The following is a 13,406-nucleotide window of genomic DNA, read 5'->3' as shown; positions in this document are numbered from 1 at the left end:
CTCAACGCTCGCCGAGCCCTCTTATGCGCACCGGACGAGGTGACGTGATCACACCGTCCTCATGCTCCCGCTCGACGACCAGCTTTCCGCCCTCCCAACGGATGACGTAGCGCTCGATCTCCGGCTCGTCCCAGCCGTCACCCGCATCCGGCACGACCAACCCGCCCCCGGTACATCCCGGGGCGGGCGCCCACACCTCCAGTTCCAGCCCGCCGTCGTCCCCACGTACGGGGACGACGGCACCCGAGCGCGCGAGCACCGGGATCCGGGACAGGGGCGTCTCGACGAGGACCTGCCCCGGCCCCTCATACGCCCGCTCCGTCACCGTGTCGTACCAGCGCCCCCGCGGCAGCTGCACCGCACGCCGCTCAGCACCCGGATCCAGCACCGGCGCCACCAGCAGACAGTCGCCCAGCAGAAACGCATCCTCGCAATCGCGCAGGGCGCGCTCCTCGGGCGCCGACCACCACAGCGGACGCACATACGGCGCACCTGTCCGCCGGGCCAGGTGCGCCAGTGTCACGAAGTACGGCAGCAGCCTCCGGCGCTCGATGAGCGCCACGCGCGCGTGCTCCAGCACCTCGGGACCGAACTCCCAAGGTTCCCTGCGGCCCGCCCGCAGACTCGCGTGCGTACGGAACAGCGGCAGATACGCGGCCAACTGGAACCACCGCAGATACAGCTCCGGCGAAGGACTCCCGTCGAACCCGCCCACGTCCGGTCCCGAGTAGGGCACCCCGCACAGCCCGAGGCCCATGACCAGCGACAGCGCCGCCCGCAGTCCGGGCCAGCCCGTGGCCACATCACCGGACCAGGTCCCCCCGTAGCGCTGCAGGCCGGCCCATCCCGAGCGGGAGAACACGAAGGGGCGCTCCTCGGGCACCAGTGCGCGCAACCCTTCGTATCCCGCCCTGGCCATGCACAGGCCGTAGACGTTGTGCGCCTCCTGATGATCCCCGCCCCGGCCCTCCAAGGAGTGCCGGGCGGAACGCGGCAGAGTCGACTCCCCGAAGGCGGCGAACGAGGTCGGCTCGTTCATGTCATGCCAGAAACCCGAGAAACCCTGCCCCAGCCGCTCCTCGTACAGACCACCCCACCACTGCCGCACGCGCGCGTGCGTGAAGTCGGGGAACACGGCCTCCCCGGGCCAGACCACTCCCCGTACAAGTCGCCCCGAGGCGTCCCGCACGAACACGTCCTCGGCGGCCCCGCTGTCATACACGGAATTGCCCGGCGCGGCCTTGACCGCCGGGTCGACGATCGACACCAGGCGGATCCCGCCCCGCCGCAAGTCCTCGGCGAGCTGCGGCAGTTTGGGGAAGCGCTCCTGATCGACCGTGAACACCTGATGCTCGTCGTAGTGGTCGATGTCCAGATGGACCGCGTCCAGCGGCAGGTCCCGCTCCTGGTAACCCGAAACGATCCGCCGCACCTCCTGCTCGCTGCCGAAGCCCCACCGCGCGTGATGGTGACCCAACGCCCACGCGGGCGGCAGCGCGGCAGCGCCGGTGAGGGAGGCCCAGACGAGCAGCACGCGCGCGGGAGTACCCACCATCACCCAGCAGCGCAGCGGACCCCCGTCCATCCGCAGTTCGCTGGTCCCCGCGCGGTCATGCCCGGAACCGGCGCCTTCCTCGCCCTCCCGAAGCGTCACCGTGCCGTCCCACGAGGTGTCGTGGAACACCAGGTGTGTGGCCGCGTCGGCCACCACCAGCTGCACCGGCATGGTGATGTACAGCGGGTCGTCGTCAGGGCCGAACGCATGGCCCGGGTCGGTGTTCCACAGCCTGTACGTCCCGTCCTTCAGCCGGGGCCCCGACGCCCGGCCGCCCAACCCGAAGAACCGCGCGTCCGCGGCCACCTCCGACCGCTGCATCCAGCGCGCCGACCCACCGCCGACCGGCTCCCACCAACGCGGCGGCAGATCGCGGCGCAGCGTCACACCACCCGGAGTCTGCACCTCCACGGCGCCGTGCCGTGACACCACGACCGTCACCCGCTCGGCCACAACCCGCCAGCCACCGTCCTTGTCGGGCTCGAGCACGGCCCGGGGATCCGGTTCGGGACAGCGGCCCGCGAGCGCGTACGACGGCTCGGGAGCGGCCCCGTCCCAGCCCCAAAAGACGGCCCCGTTCACGGTGACGACGACGCGCAACTCGGACCGGCCGAACCGGATGACGCCCCCGCCCGGACCGGGCTGCACCTCCTGCACGGTGCCGGGCACCCGAGCGCGCTCGGCCCCCCGGGGCGGCAGCCCCACCGCGTCGGCGCGCTTCCTGCGCCACGCCGCTTGCACGGTACGCAACCCCTGGGCCGCTCCCACAGAACCGACCGCCATTATCGAACGCACCAGGTCACGACCGTCCATGCTGCTCAGCCTGCCATTGACCGCCCCACGCGCGCGTGCCGTTCAACTTCCGTTCACTCGTGTCGGGACCACATCTTCACGACACGGACTATGTGGGGCGCACCCTGGTGCAGAAGTCGATCACATGGCATCGTCCGTGTCATCCGCGTCACGCGCACACCCCAGCCGTGCGCGGAAGACGCACACGACGCGCACAGTCCGGGAGCCGCCCCCATGTCGACCAATCCCCAGCCGCTCTGGCAGCCAGATCCGCAGCGCATCGCACAGGCACAAGTCACCAGGTTCCAGGCCTGGGCCGCCGAAAACCACGGTGCCCCCGCCGAGGGCGGCTATACGGCCCTGCACCGCTGGTCGGTCGACGAACTGGACACCTTCTGGAAGGCCGTCGCCGAGTGGTTCGACGTACGCTTCTCCACCCCCTACGCGCGCGTGCTCGGCGACCGCACGATGCCCGGCGCCCAATGGTTCCCCGGCGCCACCCTGAACTACGCCGAGCACGCCCTGCGCGCCGCAGCGACCCGCGCCGACGAGCCCGCACTCCTGTACGTCGACGAATCCCACGAGCCCCGCCCCGTGACCTGGGCCGAGCTACGCCGCCAGGTCGGCTCCCTCGCCGCCGAACTGCGCGCCCTCGGCGTACGCCCCGGAGACCGCGTCAGCGGCTACCTCCCGAACATCCCGCAGGCCGTCGTCGCCCTCCTCGCCACGGCCGCCGTCGGCGGTGTCTGGACCTCCTGCGCCCCCGACTTCGGCGCCCGCAGCGTCCTCGACCGTTTCCAGCAGGTCGAACCGGTCGTCCTCTTCACCGTCGACGGCTACCGCTACGGCGGCAAGGAGCACGACCGCCGCGACATCGTCGCCGAACTCCGGGACGAACTGCCCACCCTGCGTGCCGTCGTGCACATTCCCCTCCTGGGCACCGAGGCCTCCGAGGGCGCACTGGAGTGGTCGGCCCTCACGGCAGCCGACGTCGAACCCGTCTTCGAGCAGGTGCCCTTCGACCACCCCCTCTGGGTGCTGTACTCCTCCGGCACCACCGGCCTGCCCAAGGCCATCGTCCAGTCCCAGGGCGGCATCCTCGTCGAGCACCTCAAACAACTCGGCCTGCACTGCGACCTCGGCCCCGAGGACCGTTTCTTCTGGTACACCTCGACGGGCTGGATGATGTGGAACTTCCTCGTCTCCGGCCTCCTCACCGGCACCACGATCGTCCTCTACGACGGCAGCCCTGGCTATCCCGACACCGGCGCCCAGTGGCGAGTCGCCGAACGCACGGGGGCCACCCTCTACGGAACCTCGGCCGCGTACGTGATGGCCTGCCGCAAGGCCGAAGTGCGCCCCGCCCGAGACTTCGACCTCTCCAAGGTGCAGTGCGTCGCCACCACCGGGTCACCGCTGCCGCCCGACGGCTTCCGCTGGCTGCACGACGAGGTCCGCGACGACCTCTGGATCGCCTCCGTCAGCGGCGGCACCGACGTGTGCTCCTGCTTCGCGGGAGCCGTGCCCACGCTGCCCGTGTACATCGGCGAACTCCAGGCCCCCAGCCTCGGCACCGACCTGCAGTCCTGGGACCCCAGCGGAAAACCCCTCATCGACGAGGTCGGCGAGCTCGTGGTCACCAACCCCATGCCGTCCATGCCGATCTACTTCTGGAACGACCCCGACGGCAGCCGGTACCACGACAGCTACTTCGACACGTATCCCGGCGTATGGCGCCACGGCGACTGGATCACCGTCACCTCACGCGGCTCCGTCGTCATCCATGGCCGCTCCGACTCGACACTCAACCGCCAGGGCGTCCGCATGGGGTCGGCCGACATCTACGAAGCCGTGGAGCGACTCCCCGAGATCAAGGAATCCCTCGTCATCGGCATCGAACAGCCCGACGGCGGCTACTGGATGCCCTTGTTCGTGCACTTGGTCCCCGGAGCCGTTCTCGACGAGACCCTCTTGAACCGCATCAAACAGACCATCCGCGAACAGCTCTCACCACGCCACGTCCCCGACGAGATCATCGAGGTCCCCGGCGTCCCACACACCCTCACCGGAAAGCGCATCGAGGTCCCGGTCAAGCGCCTCCTGCAGGGCACACCGCTTGAGAAGGCCGTCAATCCGGGCTCCATCGACAACCTCGACCTCCTGCACTTCTACGAGGAACTCGCCCGCAAGCGCGCCTGAACCGACGGGCGCCGGCCCCGGACTCCCGAACGACGGCGAACTCCGGGGCCCGGCCGGTGGCCAGCACCATCCGACCTGCACGAATACCGACCTCTGGGGCCGCAGACAGCTCACCCCGACGCCATTGTCAGTGCCCCCGGTTACTGTGAGTGAGCATTGATCGACTGCGTACAGGGGGAAAGATGGCGCACACCGACCACCAGACGATGCGACGCGTCCTGCGCCGCGAAATCGCCGGCACGATCGGCTTGCTGACCGACGAGCACGACTTCCGTGCCATGCGGCGCTACCGCAGCTTCACCTTCGACGACCACAAGAACTATCTGCAACAAGTGGAAGCCCTCCTCAGGACACGGGCCTCCCTGGGGAGCCATACGACGATCGCCCTCTTCGATCCCCAGGAATACGCCGAGTTCTGCGCGGAAACGGGCCTCGACCCCGACAGCCCGTCGAGCCGCACCCGTTTCACCGCCGAACTCGCGAGCACCGGACCCACGGTCCTCTACGAGGGCCAGCCCGTGGCAGACCTGGTCCCGGCCCTCGTCGACGAAGCCGTCCGGCAAGCCACCTGGGAGTACGCCTCCACACTCCTGGCACGACTCGGCGCCTGCGCCACCTGCGGTGAGGACATCGGACGCGCGGCCTTCGTCCGTGCCTCGAACCTCCTCGTCCGGATCCTGGACACGGCCTACCCGGGCAGCCGACACCTCGTGTGCAGCGTCACGGGAACGCCGGAAGCACTCGTCGCCGTCCTGCACGCCGACGAGGACGCCCAGGGAGCCACGCACCTCGACGAGGCGGAAGTCCTGGAGTTCACCACGGTTCTCGCCCTCGGCCTGGCCACCCGGAGCCCCGGCGGACTCGTGATGCGCACCAGCGCCCCCGGCACATCCGACCGCATCTATGGGTGGCGCCTGCGCGGAGACGGTCTGGAGCCCCTCACGGCAGGCGAGGTCTTTGACGCCTACTGCACCGATATCGAATCCGGAGACCTCATCTCCCCGGAATCGGGCGTCGACTATTGCGTGCCGCCGCATCTCGGCGATGAGCAGGCGACGCCGGGCCACGGCCACTGAGCGCAACGGGGCGCCCCACCCGGAGGTGGAGCGCCCCACATGAACGTCATGCAGCCCGCTGGCTCCCGCTACTCGCCGGACAGCACCGCCTGAGCCGCGTTGCGCGCCTCCTCGGCGCTGTCCGCCGCGCGCGCCGCCGCAGCGGCACGCTCACACTGAGCCAGCGTGAACTTCGCCAGCGCTGCCCGCACGTAAGGAATCGACGCCGACCCCATGGACAGGGAGGTGACCCCCAGACCGGTCAGGACACACGCCAGCAGCGGGTCGGACGCCGCTTCACCACAGACACCGCAGCTCTTGCCCTCGGCCTTCGCCGCCTCGGCGGACAGCGCGACCAGGTCGAGCAGCGCGGGCTGCCACGGATCCTGCAGACGGGACACCGCACCCACCTGACGGTCCGCGGCGAAGGTGTACTGCGCGAGATCGTTCGTCCCCAGCGACAGGAACTCGACCTCCTGCAGGATCGAACGCGCCCGCAGCGCGGCCGACGGAATCTCCACCATCGCGCCGAACTTCGCCTGCAGCCCGGCTGCACGGCACGCGTCCGCGAACGCCTTCGCATCGGTGCGGTCCGCCACCATCGGGGCCATGACCTCGAGGTAGACGGGCAGCCCCTCCGCAGCCTTCGCGAGCGCCGTCAGCTGGGTGCGCAGCACCTCGGGGTGGTCCAACAGCGTCCGCAGACCGCGCACACCCAGGGCCGGGTTCGGCTCGTCGGCCGGCGTCAGGAAGTCGAGCGGCTTGTCCGCACCCGCGTCCAGGACACGTACGACGACCCGGCCCTCGGGGAAGGCCTCGAGAACCTGCCGGTAAGCCTCGACCTGCTTCTCCTCCGACGGAGCCTTCTTGCTGTCGTCGAGGAAGAGGAACTCGGTACGGAACAGACCGACACCCTCAGCACCCGCCTCGACAGCGGCCGCAACGTCGGACGGCCCGCCCACGTTGGCCAGCAGCGGCACCTTGTGGCCGTCGGCGGTGGCACCCGGACCCGTCGACGCCGCGAGCGCGGCCTTGCGCGCGGCGGCAGCTGCTTCGAGTTCAGCCTTCTTCTCTTCGCTCGGGTTCACGAAGATGTCACCGGTGCTGCCGTCCACGGCGATGACCGTGCCCTCGGCGAGCTCACCGGCACCCGGCAGCGCGACCACGGCCGGCACACCGAGCGCCCTCGCCAGAATCGCGCTGTGGCTGGTAGGCCCACCCTCTTCGGTGACAAAGCCGAGAACCAGGGCCGGGTCCAGCAGCGCCGTGTCGGCCGGGGCGAGGTCGCGCGCGACCAGGACGTAGGGCTCGTCGCTGTCCGGGACACCCGGCATCGGAACCCCGAGCAAACGAGCGACGATACGATTCCGCACGTCATCGAGGTCGGCCACTCGGCCGGCGAGGTACTCACCGGCACCCGCCAGCAACTCGCGGTACGCGGCGAAAGCGTCGTACACGGCACGCTCTGCCGTGCTGCCGACGGCGACACGGCGGTCCACGTCCGCCATCAGCTCGGGGTCCTGGGCCATCATGGCCTGGGCCTCGAGCACCGCCTGGGCTTCGCCCCCCGCCAGATTGCCGCGGGCCATCAGGTCTGCTGCCACAGCCTCCACGGCCTTGCGAGCGCGCCCCTGTTCACGCTCCGCCTCCTCGGCCGGAATCTGCTTGGCAGGCGGCTCGAGGACCGCCGTTCCCATGTGCCGAACCTCGCCGATCGCCACACCGTGGCTCACGCCGACGCCTCGCAGCGTTGTCTCCATCTCACCCGTCTCCGATAGTGCGGCGGGTCCCGCCGCCGCGGTGGTTGTCGTCCCTACTTGCCGTCACGGGACGGCGCCGGTGTCACTTCCAGACGAAGAGACTGTCGCCGGCCTTCACATCGCCGCCATCACGCAGATCGGAGAGGGCCTCGGCCGTGGCCTCCAGCGCCACGATCGGGCACACCGGGGACTTACCGGCTTCTTCGACCGCCACCGGATTCCAGCGCACGATGCCCTGGCCGCGCGTCACGGTGTCGCCCTTGTTCACAAGCAGCTCGAAGCCCTCGCCGTTGAGCTGCACCGTGTCGATGCCGAGATGGGTGAGCACACCGTGACCCTGCTCGTCGACGACGACGAAGGCGTGCGGATGGAGAGAGACGATGACTCCGTCCACGGGCGACACAGCCTCGGAGGGCTCACGCACGGGGTCGATCGCGGTGCCCGGGCCGACCATGGCCCGGAGAAGACAGGATCCGGTACGGATGCCAGTCCGACGGCGCGTCCTGCCAGCGGGGACGTCACGGTGGTCATGGGAAGCCTCCCAGGGGTGGAGATCAATAGGGGCCGTCGCTGCCTGTGCCGGACGGCACACTTTCAGCAGGGTATGTCACGTCAAGTGCCGGTTCCGCTCCGACGTTGCGGAGTGGTCTAGACCATACCCCACATCGATTTGCACCCGCTCCGCGGCCGCGTGTACAGTCGTACTCCTGCGTGGGGCTGAGTGATGCGACCAAGTGTCCTCGCCCGGCAGCATCCAACTTGTCAGATCCTATCTCGGGGTCACTTTCTGCATGCCTGCAGGACGGTGGTCGGAGAGCCGGAAAAACACTGGTACAGTTGGAAACAGCGAAGGGAAGCGCCCGGAGGAAAGCCCGAGAGGGTGAGTACGAAGGAAGCGACCGTTCCTTGAGAACTCAACAGCGTGCCAAAAGTCAACGCCAGATATGTTGATACCCCGTCTCCAGCATCTGCTGGGGCGAGGTTCCTTTGAAAAAACACAGCGAGGACGCTGTGAACGGTCGGGCCTATTCCGCTCGACTGTTCCGCTCTCGTGGTGTCACCCCGATTACGGGGAAGCATTCACGGAGAGTTTGATCCTGGCTCAGGACGAACGCTGGCGGCGTGCTTAACACATGCAAGTCGAACGATGAACCACTTCGGTGGGGATTAGTGGCGAACGGGTGAGTAACACGTGGGCAATCTGCCCTGCACTCTGGGACAAGCCCTGGAAACGGGGTCTAATACCGGATATGACCATCTTGGGCATCCTTGATGGTGTAAAGCTCCGGCGGTGCAGGATGAGCCCGCGGCCTATCAGCTTGTTGGTGAGGTAACGGCTCACCAAGGCGACGACGGGTAGCCGGCCTGAGAGGGCGACCGGCCACACTGGGACTGAGACACGGCCCAGACTCCTACGGGAGGCAGCAGTGGGGAATATTGCACAATGGGCGCAAGCCTGATGCAGCGACGCCGCGTGAGGGATGACGGCCTTCGGGTTGTAAACCTCTTTCAGCAGGGAAGAAGCGAAAGTGACGGTACCTGCAGAAGAAGCGCCGGCTAACTACGTGCCAGCAGCCGCGGTAATACGTAGGGCGCAAGCGTTGTCCGGAATTATTGGGCGTAAAGAGCTCGTAGGCGGCTTGTCACGTCGGTTGTGAAAGCCCGGGGCTTAACCCCGGGTCTGCAGTCGATACGGGCAGGCTAGAGTTCGGTAGGGGAGATCGGAATTCCTGGTGTAGCGGTGAAATGCGCAGATATCAGGAGGAACACCGGTGGCGAAGGCGGATCTCTGGGCCGATACTGACGCTGAGGAGCGAAAGCGTGGGGAGCGAACAGGATTAGATACCCTGGTAGTCCACGCCGTAAACGGTGGGCACTAGGTGTGGGCAACATTCCACGTTGTCCGTGCCGCAGCTAACGCATTAAGTGCCCCGCCTGGGGAGTACGGCCGCAAGGCTAAAACTCAAAGGAATTGACGGGGGCCCGCACAAGCGGCGGAGCATGTGGCTTAATTCGACGCAACGCGAAGAACCTTACCAAGGCTTGACATACACCGGAAAGCATCAGAGATGGTGCCCCCCTTGTGGTCGGTGTACAGGTGGTGCATGGCTGTCGTCAGCTCGTGTCGTGAGATGTTGGGTTAAGTCCCGCAACGAGCGCAACCCTTGTCCCGTGTTGCCAGCAGGCCCTTGTGGTGCTGGGGACTCACGGGAGACCGCCGGGGTCAACTCGGAGGAAGGTGGGGACGACGTCAAGTCATCATGCCCCTTATGTCTTGGGCTGCACACGTGCTACAATGGCCGGTACAATGAGCTGCGATACCGCGAGGTGGAGCGAATCTCAAAAAGCCGGTCTCAGTTCGGATTGGGGTCTGCAACTCGACCCCATGAAGTCGGAGTCGCTAGTAATCGCAGATCAGCATTGCTGCGGTGAATACGTTCCCGGGCCTTGTACACACCGCCCGTCACGTCACGAAAGTCGGTAACACCCGAAGCCGGTGGCCCAACCCCCTTGTGGGGAGGGAGCTGTCGAAGGTGGGACTGGCGATTGGGACGAAGTCGTAACAAGGTAGCCGTACCGGAAGGTGCGGCTGGATCACCTCCTTTCTAAGGAGCATCTAGGCCGCCAGGCTTGCTTGGTGGTCCAGAGCCACTACGTCGGCGAACGATCGACGGTGGTTAGCTCATGGGTGGAACGTTGACTACTCGGCACACTTGACCAGCTTTTCTTCCTAGTACTGCTTCGGCGTGGAACGGAATGGGGAGTGGCGAGGGTGTCGGGCACGCTGTTGGGTGTCTGAGGGAATGGATTTTTCCTCAGTTGCCGGCCCCAGTGCACTCGGATCGATGATCCGGGGTGATGGGTGGTTGGTCGTTGTTTGAGAACTGCACAGTGGACGCGAGCATCTGTGGCCAAGTTTTTAAGGGCGCACGGTGGATGCCTTGGCACCAGGAACCGATGAAGGACGTGGGAGGCCACGATAGGCCCCGGGGAGTCGTCAACCAGGCTTTGATCCGGGGGTGTCCGAATGGGGAAACCCGGCAGTCGTCATGGGCTGTCACCCATACCTGAACACATAGGGTATGTGGAGGGAACGCGGGGAAGTGAAACATCTCAGTACCCGCAGGAAGAGAAAACAACCGTGATTCCGGGAGTAGTGGCGAGCGAAACTGGATGAGGCTAAACCGTATACGTGTGAGACCCGGCAGGGGTTGCGTATGCGGGGTTGTGGGATCTCTCTTTCACGGTCTGCCGGCTGTGAGACGAGTCAGAAACCGTTGATGTAGGCGAAGGACATGCGAAAGGTCCGGCGTAGAGGGTAAGACCCCCGTAGTCGAAACGTCAGCGGCTCGTTTGAGAGACACCCAAGTAGCACGGGGCCCGAGAAATCCCGTGTGAATCTGGCGGGACCACCCGCTAAGCCTAAATATTCCCTGGTGACCGATAGCGGATAGTACCGTGAGGGAATGGTGAAAAGTACCCCGGGAGGGGAGTGAAATAGTACCTGAAACCGTGTGCCTACAAGCCGTGGGAGCGTCGGAGTGGAGCTTGCTTCACTCTCGTGACTGCGTGCCTTTTGAAGAATGAGCCTGCGAGTTTGCGGTGTGTTGCGAGGTTAACCCGTGTGGGGAAGCCGTAGCGAAAGCGAGTCCGAATAGGGCGATTCAGTAGCGCGCTCAAGACCCGAAGCGGAGTGATCTAGCCATGGGCAGGTTGAAGCGGAGGTAAGACTTCGTGGAGGACCGAACCCACCAGGGTTGAAAACCTGGGGGATGACCTGTGGTTAGGGGTGAAAGGCCAATCAAACTCCGTGATAGCTGGTTCTCCCCGAAATGCATTTAGGTGCAGCGTCGTGTGTTTCTTGCCGGAGGTAGAGCACTGGATAGGCGATGGGCCCTACCGGGTTACTGACCTTAGCCAAACTCCGAATGCCGGTAAGTGAGAGCGCGGCAGTGAGACTGTGGGGGATAAGCTCCATGGTCGAGAGGGAAACAGCCCAGAGCATCGACTAAGGCCCCTAAGCGTACGCTAAGTGGGAAAGGATGTGGAGTCGCACAGACAACCAGGAGGTTGGCTTAGAAGCAGCCACCCTTGAAAGAGTGCGTAATAGCTCACTGGTCTAGTGATTCCGCGCCGACAATGTAGCGGGGCTCAAGCGTACCGCCGAAGTCGTGTCATTGCGATATATACCCCCAACGGGGATCGTGATGGGTAGGGGAGCGTCGTGTGCCGGGTGAAGCAGCACCGGAAGGTAGTTGTGGACGGTTCACGAGTGAGAATGCAGGCATGAGTAGCGATTCACACGTGAGAAACGTGTGCGCCGATTGACTAAGGGTTCCTGGGTCAAGCTGATCTGCCCAGGGTAAGTCGGGACCTAAGGCGAGGCCGACAGGCGTAGTCGATGGATAACCGGTTGATATTCCGGTACCCGCTGTGAAGCGTCAAACATCGAACCAGGCGATGCTAAGTCCGTGAAGCCGCCCCGGAGCCTTCGGGCAAAGGGGAGTGGTGGAGCCGACGAACCAGACCTGTAGTAGGTGAGTGATGGGGTGACGCAGGAAGGTAGTCCATCCCGGGCGGTGGTTGTCCCGGGGTAAGGGTGTAGGCCGTGCGATAGGTAAATCCGTCGCACTTGTGGCTGAGACCTGATGCCGAGCCGATTGTGGTGAAGTGGATGATCCTATGCTGTCGAGAAAAGCCTCTAGCGAGTTTCATGGCGGCCCGTACCCTAAACCGACTCAGGTGGTCAGGTAGAGAATACCGAGGCGTTCGGGTGAACTATGGTTAAGGAACTCGGCAAAATGCCCCCGTAACTTCGGGAGAAGGGGGGCCAGCTCTGGTGAGAGGACTTGCTCCTCGAGCTGGGGGTGGCCGCAGAGACCAGCGAGAAGCGACTGTTTACTAAAAACACAGGTCCGTGCGAAGCCGTAAGGCGATGTATACGGACTGACGCCTGCCCGGTGCTGGAACGTTAAGGGGACCGGTTAGCTCCATTTCGGTGGGGCGAAGCTGAGAACTTAAGCGCCAGTAAACGGCGGTGGTAACTATAACCATCCTAAGGTAGCGAAATTCCTTGTCGGGTAAGTTCCGACCTGCACGAATGGCGTAACGACTTCTCGACTGTCTCAACCATAGGCCCGGTGAAATTGCACTACGAGTAAAGATGCTCGTTTCGCGCAGCAGGACGGAAAGACCCCGGGACCTTTACTACAGTTTGATATTGGTGTTCGGTTCGGCTTGTGTAGGATAGCTGGGAGACTGTGAAGCTTGGACGCCAGTTCAGGTGGAGTCGTCGTTGAAATACCAGTCTGGTCGTGCTGGATGTCTAACCTGGGTCCGTGATCCGGATCAGGGACAGTGTCTGATGGGTAGTTTAACTGGGGCGGTTGCCTCCTAAAGGGTAACGGAGGCGCCCAAAGGTTCCCTCAGCCTGGTTGGCAATCAGGTGTTGAGTGTAAGTGCACAAGGGAGCTTGACTGTGAGACCGACGGGTCGAGCAGGGACGAAAGTCGGGACTAGTGATCCGGCGGTGGCTTGTGGAAGCGCCGTCGCTCAACGGATAAAAGGTACCCCGGGGATAACAGGCTGATCTTCCCCAAGAGTCCATATCGACGGGATGGTTTGGCACCTCGATGTCGGCTCGTCGCATCCTGGGGCTGGAGTCGGTCCCAAGGGTTGGGCTGTTCGCCCATTAAAGCGGTACGCGAGCTGGGTTTAGAACGTCGTGAGACAGTTCGGTCCCTATCCGCTGTGCGCGTAGGAGTCTTGAGAAGGGCTGTCCCTAGTACGAGAGGACCGGGACGGACGAACCTCTGGTGTGCCAGTTGTTCTGCCAAGGGCATGGCTGGTTGGCTACGTTCGGGAGGGATAACCGCTGAAAGCATCTAAGCGGGAAGCCTGCTTCGAGATGAGGACTCCCACCCACTTGATGGGGTAAGGCTCCCAGTAGACGACTGGGTTGATAGGCCGGATCTGGAAGCACGGTAACGTGTGGAGGTGACCGGTACTAATAGGCCGAGGGCTTGTCCATAGAGGCTCGCGTCC

4 protein-coding genes, 2 rRNA genes and 1 pseudogene are annotated in these 13,406 nt (G+C 65.1%); 4 read left to right on the top strand and 3 right to left on the bottom strand.

Annotated elements, in window-relative coordinates:
• Position 1: 1 nt before the first annotated feature.
• A complete protein-coding gene (locus ACQEV2_RS06520; protein ID WP_433037505.1) occupies positions 2 to 2,368 on the bottom strand; it encodes a glycoside hydrolase family 31 protein in 2,367 nt (788 codons plus the stop codon).
• Positions 2,369 to 2,581: 213 nt separating this feature from the next.
• Here ACQEV2_RS06520 and ACQEV2_RS06515 point away from each other — a divergent pair, with 213 nt between their 5' ends.
• Together ACQEV2_RS06515 and ACQEV2_RS06510 are read left to right on the top strand one after the other, a co-directional pair.
• On the top strand, positions 2,582 to 4,546 hold the full coding sequence (locus tag ACQEV2_RS06515) for an acetoacetate--CoA ligase (RefSeq protein ID WP_433037503.1): 1,965 nt from the start codon (positions 2,582 to 2,584) through the stop codon (positions 4,544 to 4,546).
• A gap of 182 nt (positions 4,547 to 4,728) precedes the next feature.
• Positions 4,729 to 5,622 (top strand): hypothetical protein, encoded by an 894-nt coding sequence (locus ACQEV2_RS06510; RefSeq protein WP_433037501.1) that lies wholly within the window; start codon positions 4,729 to 4,731, stop codon positions 5,620 to 5,622.
• Positions 5,623 to 5,690: 68 nt separating this feature from the next.
• Here ACQEV2_RS06510 and ptsP read toward each other — a convergent pair whose 3' ends face one another.
• Positions 5,691 to 7,361, bottom strand: a complete 1,671-nt coding sequence (ptsP, locus tag ACQEV2_RS06505; protein ID WP_433037499.1) for a phosphoenolpyruvate--protein phosphotransferase — start codon at positions 7,359 to 7,361, stop codon at positions 5,691 to 5,693.
• An 82-nt stretch (positions 7,362 to 7,443) separates the two neighbouring features.
• Positions 7,444 to 7,892 (bottom strand): annotated as a pseudogene (locus ACQEV2_RS06500) (PTS sugar transporter subunit IIA).
• A 548-nt stretch (positions 7,893 to 8,440) separates the two neighbouring features.
• Here ACQEV2_RS06500 and ACQEV2_RS06495 point away from each other — a divergent pair.
• Both ACQEV2_RS06495 and ACQEV2_RS06490 read left to right on the top strand, forming a co-directional pair.
• Positions 8,441 to 9,967 (top strand): 16S ribosomal RNA (locus ACQEV2_RS06495).
• 304 nt (positions 9,968 to 10,271) lie between these two features.
• Positions 10,272 to 13,392, top strand: a 23S ribosomal RNA gene (locus tag ACQEV2_RS06490).
• Together the 16S and 23S rRNA genes form the textbook arrangement of a ribosomal RNA operon.
• Positions 13,393 to 13,406 lie beyond the last annotated feature (14 nt).

Origin of the sequence: Streptomyces sp. CA-251387 (assembly GCF_050936625.1) — a bacterium.
Classification (GTDB): Bacteria; Actinomycetota; Actinomycetes; order Streptomycetales; family Streptomycetaceae; genus Streptomyces.
The sequence above is the reverse complement of the archived record's forward strand: the minus strand, read 5'-3'. Positions and strand labels throughout refer to the sequence as shown.